The 26,857-nt window shown below is 60.2% G+C and carries 24 protein-coding genes and 1 tRNA gene; 11 read left to right on the forward strand and 14 right to left on the reverse strand.

The features are described from left to right. Positions 1-334: 334 nt before the first annotated feature. A complete protein-coding gene (locus CKW19_RS14885) occupies positions 335-706 on the forward strand; it encodes a DUF6124 family protein (protein WP_095058519.1) in 372 nt (123 codons plus the stop codon). A 116-nt stretch (positions 707-822) separates the two neighbouring features. Here CKW19_RS14885 and CKW19_RS14890 read toward each other — a convergent pair whose 3' ends face one another. Further along, complete coding sequence (locus CKW19_RS14890) at positions 823-1,626, reverse strand: response regulator transcription factor (protein ID WP_095058520.1); 804 nt, start codon at positions 1,624-1,626, stop codon at positions 823-825. A 173-nt stretch (positions 1,627-1,799) separates the two neighbouring features. Next, positions 1,800-3,029, reverse strand: a complete 1,230-nt coding sequence (locus CKW19_RS14895; RefSeq protein ID WP_095058521.1) for an MFS transporter — start codon at positions 3,027-3,029, stop codon at positions 1,800-1,802. A 121-nt stretch (positions 3,030-3,150) separates the two neighbouring features. On the opposite strand from CKW19_RS14895, the gene CKW19_RS14900 reads away from it, so the two are divergent. Continuing rightward, positions 3,151-3,921, forward strand: a complete 771-nt coding sequence (locus CKW19_RS14900) for a helix-turn-helix domain-containing protein (RefSeq protein ID WP_256580342.1) — start codon at positions 3,151-3,153, stop codon at positions 3,919-3,921. A gap of 42 nt (positions 3,922-3,963) precedes the next feature. Here the strand turns inward: CKW19_RS14900 and phnX are convergent, their stop codons facing one another. The 4 genes from phnX to psrA all read right to left on the reverse strand — a co-directional run bounded on the left by phnX (position 3,964) and on the right by psrA (position 8,320). Continuing rightward, on the reverse strand, positions 3,964-4,791 hold the full coding sequence (gene phnX / locus CKW19_RS14905; protein ID WP_095058523.1) for a phosphonoacetaldehyde hydrolase: 828 nt from the start codon (positions 4,789-4,791) through the stop codon (positions 3,964-3,966). A gap of 86 nt (positions 4,792-4,877) precedes the next feature. Beyond that, the gene (locus CKW19_RS14910) at positions 4,878-5,750 is read right to left on the reverse strand and encodes a LysR substrate-binding domain-containing protein (RefSeq protein WP_053160973.1); all 873 of its coding nucleotides are present in this window, start codon (positions 5,748-5,750) and stop codon (positions 4,878-4,880) included. 54 nt (positions 5,751-5,804) lie between these two features. Then, positions 5,805-7,100, reverse strand: a complete 1,296-nt coding sequence (locus tag CKW19_RS14915; protein WP_095058524.1) for an MFS transporter — start codon at positions 7,098-7,100, stop codon at positions 5,805-5,807. 128 nt (positions 7,101-7,228) lie between these two features. Then, positions 7,229-8,320, reverse strand: coding sequence for an iron-containing alcohol dehydrogenase PsrA (gene psrA / locus CKW19_RS14920; RefSeq protein WP_095058525.1), 1,092 nt, complete (start codon positions 8,318-8,320; stop codon positions 7,229-7,231). 270 nt (positions 8,321-8,590) lie between these two features. Between psrA and CKW19_RS14925 the strand changes: the two genes are divergently transcribed. Next, the gene (locus CKW19_RS14925) at positions 8,591-9,214 is read left to right on the forward strand and encodes an NIPSNAP family protein (RefSeq protein ID WP_095058526.1); all 624 of its coding nucleotides are present in this window, start codon (positions 8,591-8,593) and stop codon (positions 9,212-9,214) included. 4 nt (positions 9,215-9,218) lie between these two features. On the opposite strand, the gene CKW19_RS14930 is transcribed toward CKW19_RS14925, so the two are convergent. The 6 genes from CKW19_RS14930 to CKW19_RS14955 form a co-directional block, all read right to left on the reverse strand. Then, positions 9,219-9,722 (reverse strand): PaaI family thioesterase, encoded by a 504-nt coding sequence (locus tag CKW19_RS14930; RefSeq protein WP_095058527.1) that lies wholly within the window; start codon positions 9,720-9,722, stop codon positions 9,219-9,221. A 54-nt stretch (positions 9,723-9,776) separates the two neighbouring features. Further along, positions 9,777-11,054, reverse strand: coding sequence for an FAD-binding oxidoreductase (locus CKW19_RS14935; protein ID WP_095058528.1), 1,278 nt, complete (start codon positions 11,052-11,054; stop codon positions 9,777-9,779). A 2-nt stretch (positions 11,055-11,056) separates the two neighbouring features. Continuing rightward, the gene (locus tag CKW19_RS14940; protein WP_095058529.1) at positions 11,057-12,634 is read right to left on the reverse strand and encodes an aldehyde dehydrogenase (NADP(+)); all 1,578 of its coding nucleotides are present in this window, start codon (positions 12,632-12,634) and stop codon (positions 11,057-11,059) included. An 80-nt stretch (positions 12,635-12,714) separates the two neighbouring features. Further along, entirely contained in the window at positions 12,715-13,662 is a 948-nt protein-coding gene (locus CKW19_RS14945) for a dihydrodipicolinate synthase family protein (RefSeq protein ID WP_095058530.1), read from the reverse strand. 55 nt (positions 13,663-13,717) lie between these two features. Next, positions 13,718-14,644 (reverse strand): 4-hydroxyproline epimerase, encoded by a 927-nt coding sequence (locus CKW19_RS14950; protein ID WP_095058531.1) that lies wholly within the window; start codon positions 14,642-14,644, stop codon positions 13,718-13,720. 46 nt (positions 14,645-14,690) lie between these two features. Further along, on the reverse strand, positions 14,691-16,337 hold the full coding sequence (locus CKW19_RS14955; RefSeq protein ID WP_095058532.1) for an APC family permease: 1,647 nt from the start codon (positions 16,335-16,337) through the stop codon (positions 14,691-14,693). Between the two features lie 187 nt (positions 16,338-16,524). Between CKW19_RS14955 and CKW19_RS14960 the strand changes: the two genes are divergently transcribed. From CKW19_RS14960 to CKW19_RS14970, 3 genes are all read left to right on the forward strand, one after another. Then, the gene (locus CKW19_RS14960; RefSeq protein WP_095058533.1) at positions 16,525-17,319 is read left to right on the forward strand and encodes an AraC family transcriptional regulator; all 795 of its coding nucleotides are present in this window, start codon (positions 16,525-16,527) and stop codon (positions 17,317-17,319) included. Between the two features lie 75 nt (positions 17,320-17,394). Further along, positions 17,395-17,775, forward strand: a complete 381-nt coding sequence (locus tag CKW19_RS14965) for a RidA family protein (protein ID WP_008021538.1) — start codon at positions 17,395-17,397, stop codon at positions 17,773-17,775. A 774-nt stretch (positions 17,776-18,549) separates the two neighbouring features. Beyond that, positions 18,550-20,538, forward strand: coding sequence for a U32 family peptidase (locus tag CKW19_RS14970; RefSeq protein ID WP_095058534.1), 1,989 nt, complete (start codon positions 18,550-18,552; stop codon positions 20,536-20,538). 54 nt (positions 20,539-20,592) lie between these two features. Here CKW19_RS14970 and CKW19_RS14975 read toward each other — a convergent pair whose 3' ends face one another. Next, a complete protein-coding gene (locus CKW19_RS14975; RefSeq protein WP_095058535.1) occupies positions 20,593-21,036 on the reverse strand; it encodes a hypothetical protein in 444 nt (147 codons plus the stop codon). Between the two features lie 351 nt (positions 21,037-21,387). Between CKW19_RS14975 and CKW19_RS14980 the strand changes: the two genes are divergently transcribed. Both CKW19_RS14980 and CKW19_RS14985 read left to right on the forward strand, forming a co-directional pair. Beyond that, a tRNA-Gln gene (locus CKW19_RS14980) sits at positions 21,388-21,462 on the forward strand. Positions 21,463-21,735: 273 nt separating this feature from the next. Continuing rightward, positions 21,736-22,749 (forward strand): GlxA family transcriptional regulator, encoded by a 1,014-nt coding sequence (locus CKW19_RS14985; protein WP_177408818.1) that lies wholly within the window; start codon positions 21,736-21,738, stop codon positions 22,747-22,749. 21 nt (positions 22,750-22,770) lie between these two features. Here CKW19_RS14985 and CKW19_RS14990 read toward each other — a convergent pair whose 3' ends face one another. Next, positions 22,771-23,433: a glutathione S-transferase family protein gene (locus tag CKW19_RS14990; RefSeq protein WP_095058536.1), complete on the reverse strand. Its 663-nt coding sequence runs from the start codon at positions 23,431-23,433 to the stop codon at positions 22,771-22,773. A gap of 311 nt (positions 23,434-23,744) precedes the next feature. Here CKW19_RS14990 and CKW19_RS14995 point away from each other — a divergent pair, with 311 nt between their 5' ends. The 3 genes from CKW19_RS14995 to CKW19_RS15005 are packed head-to-tail and all read left to right on the forward strand — an operon-like array spanning position 23,745 to position 26,856. Further along, a complete protein-coding gene (locus CKW19_RS14995; RefSeq protein ID WP_095058537.1) occupies positions 23,745-24,794 on the forward strand; it encodes an isopenicillin N synthase family oxygenase in 1,050 nt (349 codons plus the stop codon). A gap of 1 nt (position 24,795) precedes the next feature. Next, positions 24,796-25,737, forward strand: coding sequence for a hypothetical protein (locus tag CKW19_RS15000; RefSeq protein WP_095058538.1), 942 nt, complete (start codon positions 24,796-24,798; stop codon positions 25,735-25,737). A gap of 39 nt (positions 25,738-25,776) precedes the next feature. Next, on the forward strand, positions 25,777-26,856 hold the full coding sequence (locus CKW19_RS15005) for a putative urea ABC transporter substrate-binding protein (RefSeq protein WP_095058539.1): 1,080 nt from the start codon (positions 25,777-25,779) through the stop codon (positions 26,854-26,856). Position 26,857: the final 1 nt, after the last annotated feature.

Genomic DNA, 26,857 nt, shown 5'->3' on the forward strand with positions numbered 1-26,857 from the left:
TTGCCGTCAGCGTTACTTCATGAAAGCTACAGCGCCTTGCGTCATTGCCTACAGGTACGCCAGAATCCGCCGGCTTGTGCGCCTGGTGCCCGGGTTTTATCGTTTGCTCGCCGCTGTAAAAAAACAGCGATCGGGTTTGGTAGACCCGTAGCATTGGCGCATAGCGTCACCTTTAATCGTCCTTTTTTGGACGGAATTTTATGGTGGCCATGCGCAGGGCTCCTCCGGGGGCGCCGGTTCCAATGCCCGGTCTACCAACCTTCGTATGGTCGCCACCCTTCGTTTGGTAGCGAGGTGGTGATGGCTCCTTTTCGATAGCATTGGAGTTTCATCTATGTTCAAACCAACACCGAATCCCGCGGACGCAGATCCGACATCGCAATCCGAAAACCCCGATCAAAAGCAATACGACGAGGACGTCAAGCGCGCCCTGGAGTTCTACTTCAATCCTGCCGCCCACGCCGCGTTCATCAAAGCCACACCCAGACGACTCGACGATATGTTCATCGTCAACCCGCAAGTCGATATGGAAACCCTGCTCGGTCATGCTTGCGAGTCACTGGCATCGGCCAATGTCATGGCCATGGATCTGGCGGATCATCTGGAGGGGACCAGTCGCAACTCACTGCTGGGCATTGCCCAGGTCATCATGCTCGGCGAACTGGCGGTGAACCGGGCGCTGGATCAACTCGAACCAACGAACTAATCGCTATCCCCTGTAGGAGCTGCCGCAGGCTGCGATCTTTTGACCTTGATCTTAGGCGTTCGAGGGCAAAACAAAATCAAAAGATCGCAGCCTGCGGTGAGGTGTTGTGCGTTTTTTCAGGCTTGCAACGGCTCCTCCGTCAACTCCCGAATAAACAACCCCAGCAACTCCGACTGGCTGCCAATCCCCAGCTTGGCGTAGATGTTCTTGCGGTGGATTTTCACCGTGCCGGGGCTGATGTTCAATTGTTCGGCCACCGAAGCGCTGGAGTGACCGCGCAACAACAGCTGAACGATTTCCTGCTCACGTCCGGTAAGGATGTGCGCGCCAAAATGGTCGAAGGCTTCGCGGATCTTGAAGTCCAGGTCCTGTGCAGGTCGCGGTTGCTGGGCCTGACGCAAGCGCCAGGCTTCATTGATGACCTGCTCGACCACCGCTTGTGCGCACTCGACCAACTGCATTTCGTCCCGGCTGAACGCACAGCTGGCGCTCGATCGCATCAACGACAAAACCGCTGTGGCACCCTCGCCGAGGTCGACGAAAAACGCCACTTCCTCGGCCAGACCCGTCTGCTGGTAATAGGTCAGGAAGTATTCGCCGAGGTAGAAGTGGTCGGGCGCGAACTGACGCAGACGCCACAGCCCTGGCGCCTGGCCGCGGGTGCAGGCCAGGTAGAACGGATCGAGCAGATAAGGGCCGCACTGATAGTCATCGACATACACCGCACGCTTGTCCGCCGAGAAGGTATCGAACAACGCCAGTGGCCGGTGATTGCCTTCGTAGACAAACAACACGAAATGATCGACCGGGCAGATTTGCCGTAACCAGTGGCTCAATCCCGCCAGCCGCGCATGCCCGGCAGGCAGGTCGAGCAAGTGGGCGACACCGGTGGTCCAGAGTTTGAGTTCCTTGGGGCGCATGGCAACTACAGGCAGAAGAGGATGGCCAATGGATGCACAAAGTACGCCATGGTGGTGTTGCCCGTGCGCAGTGGGGCGGGTGGCGGTGCGTCGTGGAAAAGACGCACCGCAACAGGGCCGGGTGTTACCGAGTGCTACAGATCGGGTATCAAAACTGATCGGGTGCAGACCATTCACGCACCCGACGGGCGTTGTGCAGTAGACGGCAACAGAATCGTCAGTATCCCCAGCAACGGCAGGAAAGAACACAGGGTGTAGACATATTCGATGCCATGACTATCCGCCAGATACCCGAGCAGCGCCGCACCGATCCCGCCGAAACCGAACATCAAACCGAAAAACACCCCGGCGATCATGCCGACGTTGCCCGGTACCAGTTCCTGGGCAAAGACCACGATGGCCGAGAACGCCGAGGCGAGGATGAAGCCGATGATCATGCTCAGCACGCCGGTCCAGAACAGGTCGACGTAGGGCAGGGCGAGGGTGAAGGGCGCGGCGCCGAGGATCGAGAACCAGATCACTCGCTTGCGGCCGATCCGGTCGCCAATCGGGCCGCCAAAGAAAGTCCCCGCTGCAACGGCACCGAGAAACAGGAACAGGTACAGCTGTGAACTGGCCACCGAGAGGTCGAATTTCTCGATCAGGTAGAAGGTGAAGTAGCTGGTGAAGCTGGCCATGTAGAAGTATTTGGAAAACACCAGCAGCGCCAGCACCACCAAGGCGAAGGTGACCCGGCGTTTTGACAGGCCGTGGGTGGCCTGGCTACCTTGCTTGAGCTTGAACAGGTTGAGGTGGTTGCGATACCAGCGACTGAGTCCGTATTGCACGAAGATGGCGAACACCGCGAACAGGCCGAACCAGGCAACGTTGCCCTGGCCGTAGGGAATGATGATCGCCGCGGCCAGCAGCGGACCGAAAGCACTGCCGGCGTTGCCACCGACCTGGAACGTCGATTGCGCCAAACCGTAGCGACCGCCGGAAGCCAATCGCGCAACCCGTGAAGTCTCCGGGTGAAAGGTCGACGAGCCAACGCCGACCAGTGCCGAAGCGACCAGAATCGCCGGGAAGCTGCCGACCATCGACAACATCAGAATACCGATCAACGTGCAGACCATCCCCGCGGGCAATAGCCACGGTTTTGGGTGGCGGTCGGTGTGGAAACCGATCCACGGTTGCAGCAGCGAAGCGGTGAGCTGGAAGGTCAGGGTAATCAGCCCGACCTGGGTGAACGTCAGGCCGTAGTTGGCCTTGAGCATCGGGTAGATCGATGGCAGCACGGCCTGGATCAAGTCGTTGATCAGGTGCGCCAACGCGCAAGCGCCGACAACGCGCATGACCAAGGGACTCGCTTGTGCAGCCACCGAGGCGTTGGGCGAGGGTGAACTAAGGGTGGTGGTCGACATGGGTGATCTTCCAGATAAGTCGCGAGCAGCGCAGCCAATTTCAGGGTTCGGCGTTATCCTAGGGGCCTTGAAATCGCCCGTCTCGCGCAACTCGGGCGTCGACCATCGCAAAAAGGGCGTCATGAAGCCACTGGATAAATTTCTCGCGGATATCGACCAGGGTGACTGGGACGTTCGCAGCAGCGCGACCGATTACCCGGAAAACTGGTTTATCCCGCCGCACTCCCACGAGAAGCATCAACTGATCTACGCCATCGAAGGCGTGATGGTGGTGCACTCCGCAAGCAGCCAATGGACCGTGCCGCCGAGCCGGGGCATCTGGATGCCGTGTGGGCAGATGCACTCGATTCGCTGTGTCGGGCCATTGAAAATGCGCAGTGTCTTTGTGCGCCCGGAAGCGGGGTTGAATCTGCCCGAAGAAGCCCGGGCCGTGAGTGTTTCTGCACTGCTGAGCGAGCTGATCAAGGTCTCGGTGGATTTCGACTTCAGCGGCGAACCGGACGCACGAGAGGCCCGCGTGCTACGCCTGATCCTAGATGAACTGACGATCTTGCCGACCTTGCCACTGAACCTGCCGCAGCCAACCGACCCACGTATCAACCAGATCTGTACCGCGTTGCAGCGTGATCCTGGAGATGGTTCGACCCTGGCCGACTGGAGCGCCCGCCTGAGCCTCGACGAAAAAACCATCCAGCGTCGCTTCCGCAAGGAAACCGGTATGACCTTCGGCCAGTGGCGCCAGCAATCGCGGTTGCTGTTGGCTCTGGAACGCATCGCCGTCGGGGAGAAGATCATCGACATCGCCGGGGAGCTGGGCTACGACAGCCCGAGTGCGTTCACGACCATGTTCAAGAAACAATTCGGCAAGACGCCGAGTGATTTTTTCAAGTGATGGCGACCGTCCGTGGGACGGCCGCTTGGCGCCGGGATCGGGTCAGGATCCTTGCGGCGTTTCACCCCGCATCAGACGGGCATTGATGTCTTCGATCACTGCCGGCAGATCGACGATGGTGTCGATCAAATAGTGTGGGCGGGAGCCTTCGAACATCTTGACGATACGTGCCCGCTCGCTGTCGAGCCGGTCAGAAGGCAGGGCCTTGAATTGATCGTAGGTCAAGCCCAGCGCATTGCCGGAGCAGGTCAGCGCGACCGTCCACATCCCGGCGGCCCGGCCTTCTAGAATGCCAGGCCAGGTGTCGTCGACCTTCACGCACGCGGCCACATCGCTGATCCCCAAGGCAATTACGTTGGCCAAGGCCTGGGCCGGGTAGGGGCGGCCGTTCGGCACTTCGTCGGTGGCGACGACGTGGTCGGCGACGTAGCCGTTATGCCGCGCCAGCTCCACCACTTTCTCCATGACAACGGCCGGGTAACCGGAGCAGGAACCGATCTTCAGGCCTTTGTCGCGCAACGCGTCGATGGCGTTCAGGGCACCAGGAATCAGTGCCGAGTGCAGGGCAATTTTCTCGATCTGCAGCGGCATGAATCGTTCATACAGTGCGGTGACATCGTCATCGGTTGGCAGGCGATCAAAGGCTGCGCGGTAGCGTTCGGCAATTTGCGGCTGATTGCACAGGGTACGGATGTGATCCCACTTGCCCATGCCCATCGGCCCCCGCGCTTCTTCAAGGGAAACCGCGACGCCGAACTCGGCAAACGCTTCGACGAAAATCTGCGTCGGGGCAAAGGAGCCGAAATCGACGACGGTGCCGGCCCAGTCCAGGACCACGGCTTGCAGTTGGGTCGGTTGTTGGTAATTCATGGTGATTCTCCATTTTTTGTTGTGGGCAGGCCGTCCCTCTCGAGATCGAGAAGTAGGCCTATGGATTGCTCAAGGGTGAGGCGAAATCAGGTGGCCGGTGTGGGGCTTGCGTCGAACAGCTCCGCAATCATTGGCCGGTTTCGGCGGATACCCAGACAGCACAAGTGGTAGTCGATGGAAAACGGGTGATTGACGAAGGTGATGGGCCGGGTACCCGGTGTTTCGGTGTACTCGACAGCCGAAACGAAACCGATCCCGATGCCTTTGGCGATGGCATGCACAATGGCTTCGCGGCTGTTCAACTGCATGACGCAGTTCAGGGCGACGCCCAGTTGCTTGCAGCTTTCTTCTACCAATTGGCGGGTGCGAGAACTTTTTTCCCGCATGACCCATTTCTCTTCGCTGATCTGCTCGACGTGCACTTCCTTCTGCCGGGCCCAGGGATGGTCCTCGCGCACCACGGCAATGATCGGGTAGCGCCGGTAAAGCTGCGTGTCGAAGCGTTGGTCGAATTCGGACAACGCCAGGATCGCCACATCGATATCGAAGTTGAACAGGCGATCCAGGGTCTCCTTTTCAGGGGAGAACGAGGTTTCCAGTTCGATGTCCGGATGCCGCTGCATCAGCTCGTAGGTCAGGTTCATCGCAATCGGCGGCGAGACGGCGCCGAGGCGCAGCATGCCGGTCTTGCGTTGCTTGAAACTTTGCAGCAATTGCACGGCTTCATCCTCCTGGCCGAACAGGCCCTGGGTGATCGCATAGAGCTGGTGTCCGGCGGCACTCATTTCGATAAAGCGGCCGCGGCGGTGGAACAGTTCCACGGAAAACTTCTTCTCCAGGGCATTGACCTGCTCACTGACCGTGGGCTGGCCGACGCTCAAATACTCGGCGGCGAGGGTGAAGCTGCCGGTCTTCGCCACGGCATGAAATGAACGTAGCCACTTGTGGTACTGGTACATAGACGATCCTGTTCCTGAGCCGCTGCCATTGATTCAATCTGTCCGGCCGGGCAATCAACGCCTGATAAACAGCGCCACCGACGCGCTGCAAAGACAGGCCGCGGTGACCACGATGAAGATCAGCGACGTGTTGCCGGTACTGTCGAGCATACTGCCGATCAGCGGTTCCGCCAGGCCGGCGAACAGATAGGACGAGAAGTTCATCACACCGGTCGCCGTACCTGCGCGTTTGGCACCCACCAGGTCCGGGCATAGCGCCCAGAAGCTGGAGGCGGGGCCGTACACGAAGAAGCCGCAGAGAAACAACGCCACCAGGCCGGTCGCGCTGTGCGGCGCCAGGGTCCACATCCACAAGCTGGTCGCTGCACCGAGGAACATGTAAAGCATGATCGCCAGATAGCGTCTGGAGCCGAACAGTTTGTCCGAGATCCAGCCATTGCTCAGTGCGCCGATGGCCATGCCGACGGGAAGGGCCACGGTGATCCACTTCGGATCGATCATGCTGTCGCCGGTCTTCCAGTTGGCGCCCAGAAAGTGCACCGGCACCCAGACGATCAAACCATAGCGGGCAGCGTTCTGAAACCCGAGGGACACGGCAGCAATGATCAGGCGGAAGTTCTTCAGGACGGCTTTGTAGCGTTGCGCCGACGTTTCGACTTCACCGTGGGCCACCTCGTGATTCTTGTCCTCGGCATTGGCCACGCCCGTGTCGGCAAGCGGTTCGAAACCCAGGTCCTGCGGACGCTCCCGAGCCACGAAGTAGAAGATGATGCCGCCGGCGAGCATGAGTAGCACGGGCAAGCGGAAGATCCAGCGCCATTCCAGGTGCATCACTTCCAGCACGACGATGGAGGTCACGTAAGACAGGACAGAGGCACACCCGGCCGCGAACACATAAAAGCCGTACACCTTGCCGCGTTCACCTGCGCTCCACCAGTTGGAGATCAGTCGACTGCCCGGCGCCCAGCCCAATGCCTGGAAGTAGCCGTTGATGCCCCAAGGCAAAATCAACGCGGCAAAGTTGCTGGCGAAACTCGTCACCCAGTTGGCGCCGCAGGACAGCACTGCGCCCACGGTCATGATGCGTCGGCCACCGAATTTGTCGGCGAGGTTGCCGTTGATGGCCTGGCCAATCGCGTAGGCCCAAAGCATGGCGGCCGATACCCAGCCAAGGTGCTCTTTGGTAAAACCGAACTCGGCCTGGATACCCGGAATGGCGAAACCGAACGTTTGCCGCCCGGTGTAGAAAAACAGATAGCAAAACATCGCTGCCAGCAACATGCGCCACTGGGCGACACGGAACGACGCGGTGTGTACGGCAAGACCTGGCAAGGTTTGGGCACGATTCATGATCTTTTCCTTATTCTTGTTCGGTCCCTCCGTGTGGTAACGGAGGGTGCACTCTTTTTCAGGTGCGGCAGGAAATCGTCGCGGCTCGTAACGCCGCTGGCAGTGTAGTGATTTATGAGCGGTGAAACCTAGGCCGCGCGTGAACCGATGAAGTTCTTGCCGCGGGCACCCTGCAGGGCGAAATCGATCATGGCTTCGGCTTCGTCGGCCGTTACGCCGTAGTCGGCGAACTCGGTTTTGACATCGAGGCTGTGCAGGAAGGCGCGCAACCGGGACTGGGCCTGGTCCAGGTCCGGTCCGAAAACCCGTTGCAGGGTTTTGTCACGCGTTGCGTCGTGGCCCCAGGCAAGGCCCAAAACCAGCGGCAGGGTGAAGGAACACGCAATGCCGTGGGGCAAGCCGTAGCGCAAGGTCATCTCATAGGAAATGGAATGGGCCAGTGCAGTCTTGGTGTTGGAGAACGCCAGCCCGGCCTTGAGTGCCGCCAGGGCCATTCTTGAGCGCAGTTCCTGATTGGACAGGTCCTGCCGCAGCAACGGCAGGCATTCTAGGATGTCTTCGATGGCCGAGATGGCGAAGGTGTCGGAAATCGGGTTGGCGTTAATGTTCCAGATCGATTCCAGCGCATGGGACAGGGCGTCCAGGCCCGTGGAGACGGTGACGCCGCCCGGAACCGTGAGCATCAATTGCGGATCGATGATGGCGACACTTGGCCAGGTGCAGTCCAGGTGCAGCGAGTACTTCTTGTGATTGGCCGCGTCCCAGATCGTCGCCCAGGGCGTGACCTCACTGCCCGTGCCCGCGGTGGTCGGGGCGGCGATCAGCTGTTTACTGCGAACCGGAACGAAGGGTTTGCCGCTTGCCAGCAATGCCAGCAGCTCATCGAAACGACCTGACTCGGTGCCGACAATCAGCGCCTTCGCCGTGTCGATGGCGCTGCCGCCACCGACGGCAATCACGGCGTGGCACTCGCCGGCTTCTTTCCAGAAACGTTCATAGGTCTCACGCAGTTGCGCGACATCGGGATTGGGCTGGACGTCTTCGATCACATAGACCAGTCGGTCGCCCAGTAGCGCTTGAAGGCGATCCACCAGCCCCAGGCCTCGGGCTTCGGGAAAGGTCACAACGGCAACGCTCTGGTTCTCAGTGATGGCGGCAAGCTCTTGCAGGCTGCCCCAGCCGAAACGGGTATCCACTGGATTGTGAAATCGGGCGGTCATGGCGGGTCCTTTGTTTTTGTTGTTGGAAGTGACGCCATGCTCGCGGTCTGCGCACTGCTGCACAAATCGATAATTCGCAGGTTTGAATCGGCTGAGCCGATAACAGCGGGTATGAAGGAAGGCGCTCTCGATCGTTGTAAAGAAACTACCTAGCGCCCTGCGGCAATCACCATGACCGATGGTGGTTGCCTCAATATTTTGCCTGTGGGGTCTGGCATACGCTGTGCGCCAAGGGAGGCCCGCACGGGCTGACAATCGCCGGAGCGTGGTATGCGTTTTTTTGAACTGATCACTTTGACCGTGCGGGTGCGCACGGTGGCCGATGCACTGGTGCGCATCGAAACTGCGTTGGCGAAGCCAGAAGTCGGTGGGGCGTTGATGGGCTGCTGGGCGTCGGAGATCGGCCAGTTGAACCAGATCACCGTACTGCGCGGCTATGAAGACGAAAGCCTGCGGCAGGCCGAGCGTGAGCGCTTCCTGTTGGGCGGCGAAGTGTTCGGTGTCGGCGAGCTCATCACCGATCTGCGCATCGAGAATTACACGCTGTTTCCTTTCCTCAAACCCTTGCACGCCGGGCAGCATGGCCCGTTCTACGAAATGCGTGTCTATGACCTGATCAGCAGCGGCCTCAAGCCCACGCTCGACGGTTGGAGCAAAGCCATCGAAGCGCGCACCGCCGAACAGTACTCACCGGTGTATGCGGCGTTTTACGCCACTGATGGTTCGCTGCCACGTTATCTGCACATCTGGCCGTGGGCCACGCTGGAAGAGCGCCTGCAAGTACGGACCCAAGCCGTTGCCGACGGCGTCTGGCCGCCGGAAAACTCCGGTCCGCAATTGCAGGACATGTGTTCGACGATCTATCTGCCGGCGAAATTTTCACCGTTGCAATGATCGGTCAGCTGGCGTCCCGGCCGTGAGCGGCGGCCGCCAGTTGTTCGGTGTCTACGCGCACAAATGTCGAATCACCAATGGCGGTCAGCACTTCACCGGCGTAGACCTCGCAGACGACACGGGTTTTGCGTCCGACCTCGCCTTCGACTTTGGCGCGCAGGGTCAGCGGCAAACCCATGGGTGTCGGTTTGATGAACTTGATGCCCAGGTTGCCGGTGACGCAATTGATCCGCGGCAGGCTGGCGGCATCCCGCTGTTCGGCGCGGTAGTGGTACGCCATCGCCGTCCAGTTGGAGTGGCAGTCGACCAGCATCGCGATCAGGCCGCCGTACACCAGGTCCGGCCAGCCGCAATATCGGGCGTCCGGTACGTGCTCGGCCATGACGTGCACGCCGTCTTCGTGCCAAAAGCTCTTGATGTGCAGCCCGTGCGGATTGTCGGGGCCGCAGCCATAACAAACGCCATCGGGTGCGGCGGTGTCTTGCAGGGAGGTGTCGTGCCGGGACATACCTTGATCATCCTTTGAAATGTGAACCATCACTTGATGGTTCTACAGTTTCCCTCAAAAACGATCCAGTCTGTAGGGCTCAGTCGCGGGTAATCCTGTAGAGGCTGCGACACTCCCGGGCAGGGCCAGTTGTGCGATGAGTTCGGCCGTTACTGCGGCCTGCGTCAGCCCCAGATGTTGATGACCGAAAGCAAGCAGGACCTTGCCGTCGCACACCCGGTCGATGATCGGCAGCGAATCCGGCAGCGAAGGGCGGAACCCCATCCACGGCGTTGCGGCTTCGGCATTCAACTCACGACGGAACAAGCCTTTGCTCAAGCGGTGCAATTGCCAGGCGCGCTCCATGCTCGGTGGCTGATCAAGGCCAGCGAACTCGACCGTCCCCGCCAGCCTCAAGCCTTCGGACATGGGCGTCATGATGAATTTGCGCTCCAGCGAGGTGACGGCAAACGGCAACCGTTCGAGCTCAAGGGGCAACATCAGGTGATAACCGCGCTCGGTGTCCAGCGGGACTTTTTTGCCGGTCAGCGCAGCGGTGAGTTTCGCCGAGTGAGCACCGCAGGCGATCAGGACTTGTCGGCTGGAGACTCGGCCTTGATCGGTGATCAACGAAACGCCGTGTTCAGTGAGCTGTCCGCCATCGACCCGTTGCTTGAGGAACTGCACGCCGCTAGCCTTGGCCGCATTGACCAGTTCGCCAACCACCCGAAACGGGTCGAGGAAATGTCCGGTGCGCGGGAAGAACAATCCGCCCCTAATGCCTTCGCTCAGTTGCGGGGCCGCTTCGCGCACGGCGTTGGCCTGCCAGAAATCGACGGGCACCTGTTGCTGGCGCATGCGTGCCAGCACTGCTTCGATAGCAGGTTGTGAATCGGGCCGTTCGAACACCAGCAGCGAGCCGTCTTCTTTCAGCAGATCAGGGCGGGCGATTCCGCTCAGCAACCGTTGCCAGGCGTCCAGGCTGCTTTCATTCAAAGCGCGGATACCGGCCACGGTGCGCTGGAACGGCGCCGGGCGCAGGTTCAGCAACAGACGCATGAACCAGGGCAGGGCGCGGGGCATGTATTTCCAGTCCAGGCGCAGCGGGCCCATCGGGTCCATGAGCATGGCGGGCAGGCGCTTGAGGATCGACAGGTCGGCGATGGGAAACACCTGCTCGGTGGCCAGGTGCCCGGCGTTGCCAAATGAAGCGCCGCGACCGGGTTCCTGCTGGTCGATGACCACCACTCGATGGCCTTGGCGGGCGAGCTGCAAGGCGCAGGCAACGCCGATGATCCCGGCGCCGACCACGGCAATGTCATGGGCAAAGTGGGGCGAGGAAAGATTCGACATGGCTAGGCTTCTCTCTGGCCGTCGAGTAGGCGCCGCAGTTGCAGCGGATTACCCTGCTGGAGCGCGGCGGGGAGCAAGGCGTCCGGGAAATCCTGATAGCACACCGGGCGCAGGAACCGCAGGATTGCCGCGGTGCCGACCGAGGTGGTACGTGGGTCGGACGTCGCCGGGAACGGCCCGCCATGGACCATGGCATCGCACACTTCGACGCCGGTTGGCCAGCCGTTGACCAGCAAGCGGCCCGCCTTGCGTTCCAGCACCGGCAGCAAGGCCCGAGCGCTGTCCAGATCGGCGTCATCCAGTTGCAGCGTGGCGGTCAACTGGCCTTCGAGGTGCTCGATGACCTGACGCATTTCATTGTCATCGGCGCATTGCACGATCAGCGAAGCGGCGCCGAACATTTCAGCCTGCAACGCGGGGTCCGCGAGAAAATCCTGTGCTCGGCTGACGAACAAATGGGCCTGGCATTGGTTGGGTGTTTCACCCGCCAAACCGACGGCCGCTGCCTGGGCATGCGCATGCTCGACCAGCGAGCCGACGCCGGCCTCGTAGGCACTGAAAATCCCGGGCGTGAGCATGGTTTGCGCGGGGCTGCGACGCACAATGTCGGCTGCTGCGCTGATGAAACGATCGAGGGCAGCGCCTTGGCGGGCGATCACCAGACCAGGGTTGGTGCAGAACTGACCGGCGCCCTGGGTCAGCGATGCGACGAAGCCTTGAGCCAATGCCTCACCGCGAGCTTGCAGGGCGGCCGGGAACAGCAACACCGGATTGATCGAACTCATTTCCGCGTACACCGGGATCGGTTCCGGACGTGCCTGCGCCGCTTGGCACAAGGCGATGCCGCCACTGCGTGAACCCGTAAATCCAACGGCCTTGATGCGCGGGTCAGTGACCAGGGCGATGCCGACTTCGCGACCGGAGCCGAACAGCAGCGAAAACACACCCTCGGGCAGCGCGCACTGTTTCACCGCACGCGCCACCGCACGGCCGACCAGTTCGCTGGTCCCCGGATGAGCGCTGTGCGCCTTGACCACCACCGGGCAACCGGTGGCCAATGCCGAAGCGGTGTCGCCACCGGCGACGGAGAAGGCCAGTGGAAAATTGCTCGCACCGAACACCGCCACCGGGCCCACGGGGATCTGTCGTTGGCGCAGGTCCGGACGGGGCAGGGGTTGACGTTCCGGCAGCGCGTTGTCGACGCGTACATCCAGCCATTCGCCGGCGCGCACGGTGCGGGCAAACAGGCGCAGTTGCTGACAGGTGCGGCCCCGTTCGCCCTGGATGCGCGGACGCGGCAGGCCGGTCTCAGCCACAGCGCGGTCGATCAGTTCATCGCCGAGGGCTTCGATCTCGCTGGCGATGGTTTCGAGGAATTCAGCGCGTGCGTCCAGCGAGGTTGCGCGATAGCCGTCGAAGGCGGCCGATGCCAGGGCACACGCCTGTTCGACGTGCTCGCGGCCACCTCCGAGGTAGGCCGGTTCGAGTGGCAAGCCAGTGGCGGGATTAATGGCCCGGATCGCTTCGCGATGCCCGGTAACGGCTTGCTGGCCGATCAGCAGGTTGCCTGTCAGAGTCATGGTGGTTCCTGAAAAAAATAGGTGGGGACGAAAACAAAAGCGGCGCGACCCGGCGCGCCGCCGTGCAAGCCGGGTGAACGTCAGGCGACGTTCTGCTCGGCCGACCAGTGCTCGTACCACTGGCGGAACAGCGCGTACTGGTTCTCGGCGTAACGACGCTGGGCATCGCTGAGCACATCGGTTTCGTTGAAGTGCAGCGCGTATCCCTTGTCGCCGTTGAGCACCATCAGGTGCTTGTAATAAAGCACCAGGTCGCAACCCTCGTCGAAGGACGACAGCACCGCCAGTGCCGATTCCAGCTCGCGGGCCTGACGACGGGCCTTGGCGTCGCCTTTGGCAGCTTGCTTGCTCAATGCCACCAGTTGCAGCACTTCGCGTGGCAGGGCGTTGCCGATGCCGGTGATGGCGCCGGTGGCGTTGCAGTTGACGAAGCCGTGCACCACTTGGGTGTCGACACCGACCATCAGGGTGACGGCGTCATCCTTGGAGGTGATGTGTTCGGCGGCGTAGCGCAGGTCGGCAGCACCGCCGAATTCCTTGAAACCGATCAGGTTCGGGTACTCGCGACGCAGTTCGAAGAACAGGTCGGCACGGGTGGCGAAGCCGTAGTAAGGGCTGTTGTAGATCACGGCGGGCAAGCCCGGTGCGGCTTTCAGAATCGCGGCGAAGTGAGCTTTTTGCGCGGTGGCCGAAGCGCCACGGGACAGCACACGAGGAATGACCATCAGGCCATGGGCGCCGACCTTGGCCGCATGCGCCGCATGGGACACCGCTTCGCGGCTGTTGACCGCACCGGTACCGACGATGGTCGGAATGCCGGCAGCCACCAGACGGGCTACGCCTTCCTGACGCTCGGTTTCGGTGAGCAGCGGCCAGTCACCCATGGAACCGCAATACACGACGGCGCTCATGCCGATGTCGATCAGCTCGCGACCCTTGGTCACCAGTGCGTCGAAGTCCGGCTTGCGGTCGGCGGTGCACGGGGTCATCAGTGCCGGAATGCAGCCAGTAAAAATGTTGTCGCTCATTGTTGTAACTCCTTGAAGCGTTCATACAGATTGATTGAGGAAAGACGCGTAGGGCTCAGATGCCCCACGCAAAGGGATCCTGTTCGTCGATCAGCAACATGGCGTCGGCGGTCATGTAGGCGCGGCCCGTGATGGACGGGATGATGCGTTCGCCGTCCCATTCATAGCTGCCGACGAACTGGCTGCCGGTGATGCTGGCCTGGACCCAGCGCTCACCGACGGCGAGTTTTCCGTCGGCCGCCAGGCAGGCCAGTTTGGCGCTGGTGCCGGTGCCGCAGGGTGAGCGGTCGTAGGCCTTGCCCGGGCACATGACGAAGTTGCGGCTGTCGGCCTGGTCGTCCTCGGCGAACAATTCGACGTGGTCGATCAGCGCGCCGTCTTCGCCGTGGATGCCTTGGGCTTCGAGGGCCTTGAGCATCGCCCAGGTGTACTCGGTCAGGGCGTCGACGTTGTCCATCTGCAACGTTTTGCCGTGGTCGGACACCAGGAAAAACCAGTTGCCGCCCCAGGCGATATCGCCATGGACACGACCATGGCCGGGCACCTCGACCGGCACCTGTTGGCGGTAGCGGTAAGCGGGCACGTTGCGCAGGGTGACGTTGCCGTCCTCATGCAACGTCGCGTTGACCGGGCCGACCGGGGTGTCGATCTTGTGCACGCCGGGCTGGATATGCCCCAGGTAATGCAGCGAGTTGACCAGGCCGATGGTGCCGTGGCCGCACATGCCGAGGTAGCCGGCGTTGTTGAAGAAAATCACGCCGCAGGTGGCATCCGGCGACACCGGTTCGCAGTACAGCGCACCCACCAGCACATCGTTGCCACGAGGTTCCAGCAGGCAGGCGCGACGCCATGGATCATGCTGCTCGCGCAGGGCATCGCGCTTCTCGGCCATGGTCCGGCCGGGCAACTGGGGCAGGCCCGACATCACCAGGCGAGTCGGTTCGCCGCCGGTGTGGGAATCAATGACATGTACTTTTTTCATAAACCTTTCCATTCAGAGGAACACGCAGGCATTGCTGGCCTGAATTTCAGCGAGAGGTCTGGGCGGACACGCCGATTGGACGCTGGCCAGTGGTCGTGCCGGGGTGAACAGAATCGGCTTCGCTTTCAGCGTCCTCTTCTTCCAGGCGAACCAGATGCGCCGGCACGCCGGTGGCCGCGCCCCAGTAGTAAATGCCCATCGCACAGGCCGCCACGACCACGGTGTCGAAAGGATGGGTGAGTACGCCCATGCCGCCGAAACTGCCGAGCCAGGACAGCACGATGGTCACGGCGTAGAAGCCGATCAGCCATGCCGAAGAACGCACTTGCTGGGCCAGGCTCAGGTGTTGCGTCGGCACATAGCGACCGCACAGCAGGTAGATCACGAACATCAGGATTTGCAGGCCGAGCAGCCAGGACACGGTGTTCCAGCCCGACCAGTAGACGATCAGCGCGGCAATGATGAACGACACCGGGCCGAGGACGCCCATGCGCTTGACCTTGAATGGTCGCGGCATGTCCGGCGCATTGCGGCGCAGGGCGGCAACGGAGACCGGCGCCACGGCGTAGCTCAACACCAGCGCGGCGGAGACCACGTTGATCAGGGCTTCCCACGAAGGGAAGGGCAGGGTCCAGAACACAGACAGGGCAAAGGTCAGCCACAGCGCCGGACGCGGGATGCCGGACTTTTCGTCGATGCGGGTGAAGATCTTGAAGAAGGTCCCGGTTTGCGCCCAGCCGTAGATCACACGTGGGGTGGCGTTCATGTAGATGTTGCCGCAACCGCTCGGGGAGATCACCGCGTCGGCCACCACCAGATAAGCCAACCAACCCACACCCAACGCCAGGGCGATATCGCGGTAGGGCAGGGCCAGTTCTTTGGCGACGCCGGCCCAGCCATTGGCGAGCATTTCGGTGGGCACGCCGCCGAGGAAGGCCACTTGTAGCAGCACATAAATCGCGGTGGAGAGCAGTACGGAGAGGATCAGTGCAATCGGGATGGTGCGTTGCGGATTCTTCACTTCGCTGGCCACCGAGATGATCGGCGTCAGCCCCAGGTAAGCGAAGATAATGCCGCCGGCGGACACCGCCATTTCGACACCGGACAGCCCGAACGGCATGAAGCCCTGGGACTGGAAGTTCTCCGGTTTGAAAAAGGTGAACAGCACGCCGATCACCAGCAACGGCACGATGAACTTGAACAGGCTGATCAGGTTGTTGGCCTTGGCGAAGGTTTTCACGCTGTAGTAGTTGAGCATGAAGAACAGGCACAACAGGCCAAACTGCACCAGCCAGCCAAGCGCCGTTGGATTGCTGGAGCCGGCCTGCGTCAATGCGGGAAACCATGCAGCAGCGTACTGACGCGCAGCGACCACTTCGATGGCCACCAGGCTGGAAAACGCGATCAGCGTGATGAAGCCCATCAGGTAACCCAGCAGCGGGCCGTGGGAATAAACCGGGTAGCGAATCACACCGCCGGCACGGGGCAGCGCCGCGCCTAATTCACAATAAACGATGCCCAACAGCAGAACGGCAAACCCGCCCAGCAACCAGGAAAATATCCCCGCCGGCCCCGCAATCGCGGAGACGTGACTGGCTGCGAACAGCCAACCGGAGCCGAAAATCGCCCCCAGTCCGATAAACGTGAGGTCTATCAACGACAGTTGTTTTTTGAACTTGCCTTGGCCTGACATGGCATCGCCTTCTTGTGAGTTATTGGATAGGCAGGTGTGCACTTCAAGTCGCCCCGGTCGGTTTTGCCGAGGAGGGCGGTGGCCATAGATTGAACGTGGCGGCGAACTCGCGATTGATGTTTTTCTTGGGTGTCGATGACGAAATCAGCACAATGGGCACTGTCTGATTTTTGCGAAGGGCGGGTTCATGACTCAGGATGCGTTTGCAATGCTGTGCCAGGGCGACGACTCGAATCGCCCCGAATCCATCGAGCAATTGCTGGCCGGCGTTGCGCTGTTGCTGCCCATGCTGGATGTCATTCCCAATGCTGCGATCTTCATCAAGGATGTTCAGGCGCGCTATGTCATGGCCAATCGCACGCTGGTGCAACGCTGCGGCTTGAAGCAGTTGAAACCGCTCTTGGGGAAAACCAGCGCCGAAGTGTTTCCGGCGCAATTGGGCCCCGGTTATACCGAGCAGGACCGACGGGTTCTGGAGCAGGGTTTTGTCCTGGAGGATCAACTGGAGCTGCACTTGTACGGCAGTCGAGAACCGGGTTGGTGCCTGACTCACAAGCGGCCGCTGTATAACCGCCGCAATGAAATCATCGGCCTGGCCGGGATCTCGGTCGACCTGCAATCGGCGAGCGATACGCACCCGGCGTATCAGCGCCTGGCGGCGGTCGATGAGCACATTCGCGCGCACTTCAATCGACGCGTGACGCTTGGCGAACTGACGCGCATCGCCGGTATTTCAGTGGCGCAACTGGAGCGCTACTGCAAGCGCGTGTTCCACCTGACACCGCGGCAGATGATCCAGAAAGTGCGCCTGGAACATGCTTATCGTCTGCTGCACACCGAGATGCCGATCACCGACGTTGCCTTGCAATGCGGCTACACCGACCACAGTGCGTTCACTCGGCAGTTCAAGGCCTCGACCGGATTCACGCCGCGTCAGTACCGGCAGGCGACCGGTCTGGAGCAGTCGTCGAGCCTGGATTAGCGATGCGTCGGGATTGGCCTGTAAACTGGCTGCGTCAAAGGCATTCGCCTTACCCTTTCAAGCAAGAGAGTTCCCATGGCAAACCACGACCTGACCTTTACGCCCGATCCTGATGCGGATTCGATTTCCTCCGACGTCGTCGGTTTCGGCGGCGTGCTGGTCTCCACGCAGATTCCGACCCGCGCCGACGGCAGCCTGGAACTGGGCGACATCACCCTGCAAAGCGAATGCACCCTGCAAGCGCTGAAAGTGGCACTGGAACGTGCCGGCAGCTCCATGGACCGCGTGATGCACCTGACCATCTACCTCACCGACATGGCCGACCGCGCCGCGTTCAACGAAGTCTACAAGCGCTATTTCGCCAAGCCATGGCCGGTCCGCGCTGCTGTGGGCGTAGCGTCCCTGGCGGTCGAAGGCATGCGCGTGGAAGTGACCGCGATGGCCGCCAAGGCCTGACCTCCACCAGACATACACAAAACCCTGTAGGAGCGGGCTTGCCCGCGATGACGGCGTGTCAGTCGACATCCATTTTGAATGGTCTACCGCTTTCGCGAGCAAGCTTGCTCCTACAGGGGCATGTTGGTCATGGGCTGAATGTGTGGTCCACGCCGATCAACTGTAGGAGCGGGCTTGCCCGCGATGACGGCGTGTCAGTCGACATCCATTTTGAATGGTCTACCGCTTTCGCGAGCAAGCTTGCTCCTACAGGGGCATGGTGGTCATGGGCTGGATGTGTGGTCCACGCCGATCAACTGTAGGAGCGGGCTTGCCCGCGATGACGGCGTGTCAGCCAACACCCATTTTGAATGGTCTACCGCTATCGCGAGCAAGCTTGCTCCTACGGGGGCATGTTGGTCATGGGCTGAATGTGTGGTCCACGTCGATCAAATGTAGGAGCGGGCTTGCCCGCGATGGCGGAGTGTCAGTCGACATTCATTTTGAATGGTCTATCGCTATCGCGAGCAAGCTTGCTCCTACGGGGAATGTTGGTCATGGGCTGAATGTGTGGTCCACGTCGATCAAATGTAGGAGCGGGCTTGCCCGCGATGACGGCGTGTCAATCGACATACATTTTGAATGGTCTACCGCTATCGCGAGCAAGCTCGCTCCTACAGGGATTCAGGTCGTCAGGTCTACACAAAACGCCACCCGGCAGCACACGGGTGCCCCTCAAGCGTTTCACCGCTACAATGCACGCCTCGACCGTGACAGCCTGACTAAAAAAATATTATGTCCCTGCCCAAACATCATCTGGAATTGCTCAGCCCCGCCCGTGACGTGGCCATCGCCCGTGAGGCGATCCTGCATGGCGCTGATGCGATCTACATCGGCGGCCCGAGCTTCGGCGCCCGCCACAATGCCTGCAACGAAGTCAGCGAAATCGCCGAATTGGTGGAATTCGCCCGTCGCTATCACGCGCGGGTGTTCACCACCATCAACACCATCCTGCACGACAACGAACTGGAGCCGGCCCGCAAGCTGATCCACCAGTTGTACGATGCCGGTGTCGATGCGCTGATCGTCCAGGACCTGGGCGTGATGGAGCTGGACATTCCACCCATCGAGCTGCACGCCAGCACCCAGACCGACATCCGCACCCTGGAACGGGCAAAGTTCCTCGATCAGGCCGGCTTCTCCCAACTGGTGCTGGCCCGTGAGCTGAACCTGCAAGAGATCCGTGCGATTGCCAACGAGACCGACGCGGCCATCGAGTTCTTCATCCACGGTGCGTTGTGCGTGGCGTTTTCCGGGCAGTGCAACATTTCCCACGCCCACACCGGTCGCAGCGCCAACCGCGGCGATTGCTCCCAGGCGTGCCGTTTGCCTTACACCCTCAAGGACGAAAAGGGCGGTGTGATCGCTTACGAAAAACACCTGCTGTCGATGAAGGACAACAACCAGAGCGCCAACATCCGCGCCCTGGTTGAGGCCGGCGTGCGTTCGTTCAAGATCGAAGGGCGCTACAAGGACATGGGCTATGTGAAAAACATCACGGCCTATTACCGCCAGCGCCTCGACGCCGTACTCGAAGACCGCCCGGACCTGGCCCGTGCCTCCAGCGGCCGCACCGCGCACTTCTTCCTGCCCGACCCGGAAAAAACCTTCCACCGTGGCAGCACCGATTACTTCGTCACGGATCGCAAGATCGACATCGGCGCCTTCGACTCGCCGACCTTCACCGGTTTGCCGGTGGGTGTGGTCGAGAAAGTCGCCAAGCGTGACATGCAGGTCGTCACGCACGAACCGCTGTCCAACGGCGACGGCCTCAATGTGCTGGTCAAGCGTGAAGTCGTGGGTTTCCGCGCCAACATCGCCGAGCCGAAAGGCGAATTCGAGGAGGACGGCGAGAAGCGTTATCGCTATCGCGTCGAGCCAAACGAGATGCCGGAGGGGATGTACAAACTGCGCCCCAACCATCCGCTGAATCGCAACCTCGATCACAACTGGCAACAGGCGCTGCAAAAGACCTCAGCCGAGCGTCGCGTGGCCCTGCGTTGGGTCGCTAGCCTGCGTGAAGAGCAGCTGGAACTCACCGCGACCAGCGAAGAGGGCATCAGCGCCAGCGTCACCCTGAAAGGGCCGTTCGGTGCCGCCAACAAGCCGGAGCAGGCACTGGAGCAATTGCAGGACCTGCTCGGTCAGTTGGGCACTACGCAGTACCACGCCATCGACATCAAGCTGGATGCGCCACAGGCGTACTTCATTCCGAACTCGCAGCTCAAAGCCTTGCGCCGTGAAGTGATTGAAGCCTTGACCGAAGCGCGCATCGCCGCTCACCCGCGCGGTGGTCGCAAGGCCGAGACCACACCGCCACCGGTGTACCCGGAATCGCACCTGTCGTTCCTGGCGAACGTCTACAACCAGAAGGCCCGCGACTTCTATCATCGCCACGGCGTGAAGCTGATCGATGCGGCCTACGAGGCCCACGAGGAAACCGGCGAGGTGCCGGTGATGATCACCAAGCACTGCCTGCGATTCTCCTTCAACCTGTGCCCGAAACAGGCCAAGGGCGTGACTGGCGTGCGTACCAAGGTCGCGCCGATGCAGTTGATCCACGGCGACGAAGTATTGACGCTGAAGTTCGACTGCAAGCCTTGCGAAATGCACATCATCGGCAAAATGAAAGGCCACATCTTCAACCTGCCGCAACCGGGCAGCGTGGTCGGTCACATCAGCCCTGAAGACCTGCTCAAGACCATCCCGCGCGCGCCGCATTGACGGACGGGTGGAGCGCGGCCCTGATGCCGCGCTCCACTGTCGAAAAAATCGAGACTAGTTACAGGCTTCAGCGACGGCCTTTTCGGCGCGTTTAAACTCCTGGCTGACGTCCGTAGTGATTTTCTGCTCTTTCATTTTCTGGCCGAGAAATGGTTGCTCACCGCGGGACTCGACTTCTGCATCTTCGGCAACGATCTGGGCTTTGATCGCGGTGGCATGTTCGTCGATGACAGCATCGACCTCAGCCTGGTTTTTTGCGGTGTCGAGGGCTTTGACCAGTTTGCCTGCTTCCGCTTTTTCGGCTTCGGCATAGGCCTCGACCGTCAATCCAGCGGCCATTGCCCGAGCTTGGGTTTCCAGGGCCTTCATGTGCTGCTGAGCGGTGTTGCACAGGGTTTCCTGCCGTTTGCTTTCGACTAGGCTCCAGATGTTGACGCCATAAATTGCGGCACCCGTGACAATGAGGATGACCGCGGCACTGATCAATTTGCCTTTCACATTCCATACCCAAGCGTGTCAAGGGAAGTCCTGTTTTGCATCCATAGCCCGACTCCATTCGAATTAGAAAAGCGTAGCAGACGAAAATTTTCTTCCGGTGAAACGTTTCGCTCAGCGCGCTGCCGTTCGGGTTGAATTGCGGGCTGTAGAAGCGCCTGCGTCAGGGTTTTTACCGTCGCCAAGTGCTTCAATGGGTAGTAAGCATCTGTTTTAAAAAACAATTTGTACTAAAAGGGCTTCCCAGACGGCGAGAAAGTTGATAAATTTCCGCCCGCTCTTGCAGCAACCCTTACAGGGTTCGCAGCGCAGGAGCTTCACAAGAGAGCGCCACGCTCTCGTCGCAACACCTACAGGGGCGTCGCCAAGCGGTAAGGCAGCAGGTTTTGATCCTGCCATGCGTTGGTTCGAATCCAGCCGCCCCTGCCATTTTCCTTACACTCATCCCGTCAGTCGGCCGTCAACGCGCCAGCTTGGGATGATTGTGTCTTTGAGAAACGCCAATGCCTGTTCGGCGTGGGCTCTCCTTTCAGTTGTCTATCCTCCTCTGTCACCCTTGTACTTGATCCTGGAATTCATCTGCAGTAAACAGGGCACATTCCGCGCATTATGCAGACATGCAGATCAGTTTTTTCGGCTTGGTGTCTGGGCATCAAAGGCGTTTAATCAAATGTGGACCCCCATGATCAAGCGAGATATCCGTTGGTAGAGCGCCGTCAGTTCAGTGGTGGCATGAAGGGTAAGAATCTTCGCTACCTCAATGATCATGAGGGCCAACCGGTCCTTCGGGCCCGCGCAGGGTTTTTGTTGCTGGAGCATTTTTCGTTGCCTGCGTTTACCCAGGCGCTCGATACGATTGTCACTGCAAACCTGTTAAGGCCTGCATTGTTCTCAACGAAAACCTTCGGGCTGACGGAAGGGGAAGTGATCAGTGATCTGGGGCTGGTCATTCGACCCGATGCAAGTCTCAATCATGCCGCGATCCAGGACCTGGACTTGCTGGTTGTCTGTGGCGGGTACCGTACGGCACTCAAAGCGGACGATGCATTGATCAATCTGTTGCGCGAAGCGTCTGATCAGGGCGTTACGCTGGCTGGTGTGTGGAATGGCGCCTGGTTCCTCGGACGAGCCGGTTTGCTGGATGGATATCGCTGCGCGATTCACCCTGAACATCGTCCCGCACTGGCGGAAATTGCCAGGCTGGCTCAAGTCACCAGTGAAGCCTATGTGGTTGATCGCGACCGCCTGACCGCATCCAGTCCCAATGGTGCGTTCTACATGGCCCTCGAGTGGATAAAGGGCTTGCACGACAAGGCACTGACCGACGGCATTGAAGACATTCTTGCATTTGAAGCTTCGCGTTACCGGCGCATCAAGCCAACGCTGAACGTGTCGGTCAGCGGTCCTCTCAGGGAAATGGTCAACTTGATGGATGCCAACCTGGAGGAGCCGCTGGAAATGGAGGTGCTCTGCCTGTACGCGGGCCGATCCCGTCGACAGATCGAACGTCTGTTCAAAGAGCAGCTTGGCACCACCCCGCAACGCTATTACATGGACTTGCGGATAACTGAAGCACGTCGACTCCTTCAGCACACCACGTTGACCATCGTCGAAGTCTCGGTAGCCTGTGGTTTCGTTTCGCCCAGCCACTTCAGCAAATGCTACAACGCGTATTTCGGTTATCGGCCATCAAAGGAAATCAGGCTGGTCAAATAACTGTCATGCAATCACCGATGGCTAGCGAAACCGCTGCGCAATGCCATCGGCAAACGGATAGATAGAAAACCAGGGTCTGGCCTCGTCGATCACTCGCTGGAACGAAGGTCGGGTGATCAGCCGCTCGAAATACGCATTCAAGTGCGGGTAGTCATCGGCAAACGGCACCAGCGTATCGGCATAGAACAATGCCGGGCAGGCGGCGCAGTCGGCCATGCTGAACTCGTCTCCGGTGGCCCACATTCTGGACGCCAATTGACGGTCGAGCATGCCGTACGCGGTCGTCAGTGCGGCGCGTTCCCGGGTCAGGTCGCCGTTCGTCGAGCGCAGGCGATCGAGGACGATCTGGTTCATCGGCCCCTGGACGTCGAGGTCGAAAAAACGATCCCACAAACGAATCTCCCACGCAGCCTCCCAATCGTCGGGAATCAGGCGATGTCGGCGTGCATGAAAGTGGTCCAGATACTCGATGATGATGCTCGATTCCGCCACGTCGCGCTGACGTGCGTGATCGCGGATCACCGGAAACTTGACCAGTGGCCACAGGGCTTGAAGCTCTGCCCGGTCGGCCTCGTTGCCCAGGTCGATGATCTTTTTTTCAAACTCGATGTCGTGTTCGTAGAGTGCGATCAGCACTTTGTGGCAGTACGACGAGAGCGGATGGAAGTAGAGAGTCAGCGGCATCTTTCGGTCCCTCGGCCAAGTGCAAACCCGTGCATTATCCGCCTGCACTCGCCGATGTGCGAGGTGCTCCATCGTGGTGCTGTTTGGAGGTGAAAGGGTTGGGAATTGCTTGACCTGACAATCATTAAAATATCTTTTAAATCAATGTGATCGTAACTCGTTCGGTGATCAGTCCGAACGTGGCACGCACATTGCTCCATTCCTCTGGCACCGGTTCTGGTGCGATTGATCCGGGACGACCCGGAGGCCTAGCGGCTCTGCGATATCTGGACGACCAGGTGACATTTTGACTAATCATCAGGAGGTTACTTATGGCGCCCACGCCTCGAACTACCCCTCATTCAGCGTTCGAACACCTGCCCCTCGTGGACATTGGCGGACTGTTTTCCGACTGCGCAGCCGATCGCATCCAAGCCGCCGCAGCGTTGGGGAACGCCGCGCAGCAGGCAGGTTTCCTCTATGTGACCGGGCACGGTATCGATCCGCAGATCATCAATCGTCTCAAGCAACGGAGCGTTGAATACTTCGCCCAGCCGGTCGAGCGCAAGATGCAGGATTACATCGGGCTTTCGAGCAATCACTGCGGGTATGTCCCGGAGGGCGAGGAGCAGTTTGTCGAGGGCAGCATCGATCACAAGGAGGCCTTCGACGTTGGCTTCGACTATGTCCTGCCAGAGGGGCAGCGCCCCATGCTGGGGGCCAATCGCTGGCCAGTGTTGCCGGGTTTCAAGCAGGACATCAAGGCTTACTACGACGCGGTGTTCAGTCTTAGCCTTGCGCTGTTTCGGGGCTTTGCGCTGGCCTTGGGTTTACCGGAAAACGCCATCAGCCAGTGGGTCAATCATCCGCCCAGTCAACTTCGATTGATCCACTATCCGTATTCAAAGGATGCACCGCAGGATCGTCCGGGCATTGGCGCGCACACCGACTACGAATGCTTCACCATCCTGCTGCCGACTGCGCCGGGGCTTGAAGTGTTGAACGGAGCAGGGCAGTGGATCGACGTGCCGCTGGTCGAAGGTGCATTTGTGATCAATATCGGCGACATGATGGAGGTGCTGAGCAATGGCACCTACGTCGCCACGGCCCATCGGGTGCGCAAGGTCAGTGAAGAGCGTTATTCCTTCCCGATGTTCTGCGCTTGCGACTATGACACGGTCATCGAACCTATCGCGCAACTGCTCGAACCGGCAACGCCGAGCCGCTATGGGCCGGTGGTTTGCGGTGAGCATCTGTATGCACAAACCCTGCAAACCTTTCGCTATCTCAAGCAACGCATGGCGCGGGGCGAGCTGAGTTTGCCCAGTGGCGCCAAAGGCTTGTCGTCATTCGGCTACGCCCCCATCTGCGAGGAGGTTTGACATGCACCTTCACGACCTTGTCGAGCAATTTGCACAACAATCACCCCACGGTGTTCCTGACTGGATGCTCGGTTTCTACAAGCGCCGGGCGATCAGTTATGCCGACGGCCTGACCGACGTGCAGACCCACGTGTGCTGGTTCCAGAGTCGCAATTTCACCATCGATCTGCGCCTGCCGCTCGAGCACCAGCAGGTCGCGGCCAAGCCCTTGTCGGCGTACAACGCGCAAGAGCTGCAAGTGCTCGCCAATTACGAAGGCTGGGAAGCCTTGTGTTCCTGGGAAGGCGAGACCCTGAGCTGGCACACGGACACGTCTTTGCAGGTGCACAATCGCTGGCCGGAGCCTGGACTGCTCAAGCGCATCGGTGACTGCATGATCGAGTTCTCACCCAGTGACGCCTACGTCGAAGACTGGCGCTTGCAATCATCGGCACCGGGGGCATTGATCGGCTTGCGACTGCTGCACGAAAAGGAACTGGACAGCGGCCGCGTGCACCACCGTGGTGGTGGGCTGATCGTGTGCGGCGATCATGCGGCGCTGGTGCTTGGGCGTGCCGAGGTGCTTGAGTGCGGCCCCCTCGATCTGCGTGATGCGGTTGCGCGCCATGCCGATGATCTGCCATGGCTCAGCCAGGCCTTCAACTTCGAGACTTCAGTTGCCTGTGGTTCCCTCGCAGAGGGCTACAACGTGACCCTATCGACCTGCGCTGCACGCATCGGTCAGCCGCTGATCTCGCTGGAAGGCTTCGAGATTCACCCTGACGGTCAGCACGTTTTCCAGTTGCTTCAGGTCGACGGTGTTGTCCGCGAGCGCTTGTTTGTCATCGACACGCTGGAGCCGCAGGTCAGCTATTCACCCGCCACCGGCTTCACCGACCGTGCCGCGCAATGGTACGAGCGCGAATCCCCGACATTGAGCCGCTACACCCGGCCGCTCGTTTGAACCCAATGCGTCACCCCATTCATAACCCGTGAGGTTTCCATGAAGGCATTCTCGTGCGTGTTCTACCGTTTTGCATTCGTGTTGCTGGCGTTGTCCTGTGTGGCTTTCGGTGCTTCTGCGGCCGAGAAAAAACAGTCGTTCAAGGTGGCCTGGTCGATCTATTCCGGGTGGATGCCGTGGGGCTACGCCAGCGAACACGGGATCATCGAAAAATGGGCGAAAAAGTACGGCATCCAGATTGAACTGGTGCAACTCAACGACTACATCGAGTCGATCAACCAGTACGCCGCGGGGGCATTCGATGCCTGCGGCATGACCAACATGGATGCCTTGACCATCCCGAGCGCCAATGGCGTGGACACCACGGGGCTGATTCTGGGCGATTACTCCAACGGCAACGACGCCATCGTCCTGAAGAACGGCAAGAGCTTTGCCGACATCAAGGGCCAGCAGGTCAATCTGGTGGAGTTGTCGGTGTCCGACTACCTGATGTCCAGGGCTTTGGACATCCATGGGCTGAGCCAACGCGATATCAAGATCATGAACACCTCCGATGCTGATGCGGTGGCTTCGTTCTCCACGTCCGGGGTGACGGCGGCAGCATTGTGGAATCCGCAATTGAGCATGGTGATGAAGCAGTCACCGACGGCGGTTCAGGTCTTCACCTCCAAAGAAATACCGGGGGAGATCATTGACATGATGGCGGTGAACACCGAGACGCTGGCGGCCAATCCGGAACTGGGCAAGGCGTTGGTCGGTGCGTGGTTCGAGACCTTGCAATTGATGAGCGGCGACGACGGGCAGGCCATCGCCGCACGTACTTCGATGGCCGAGCGCTCGGGTACCGACCTTAAAGGCTACGAGGAACAACTCACGCAAACCATGTTGTTTTATACGCCGGGCACCGCGTTCGAGTTCGCCAACTCCGACGCCATCCGCCATACCATGGACAAGGTGCGCACCTTCTCCTTTGCCAAAGGCTTGCTGGGCCAGGCCGCCACCAGCGCCGATGCGGTGGGCATGCAGTTTGCCGACGGCTCTACCCTTGGTGATAAGAACAACATCAAGCTGCGCTTCGATAGCCGCTTCGTGAACATGGCGGTGGCCAACCAGCTCTGAG

The organism is Pseudomonas sp. Irchel s3f7 (genome assembly GCF_900187615.1).
Taxonomy (GTDB): domain Bacteria; phylum Pseudomonadota; class Gammaproteobacteria; order Pseudomonadales; family Pseudomonadaceae; genus Aquipseudomonas.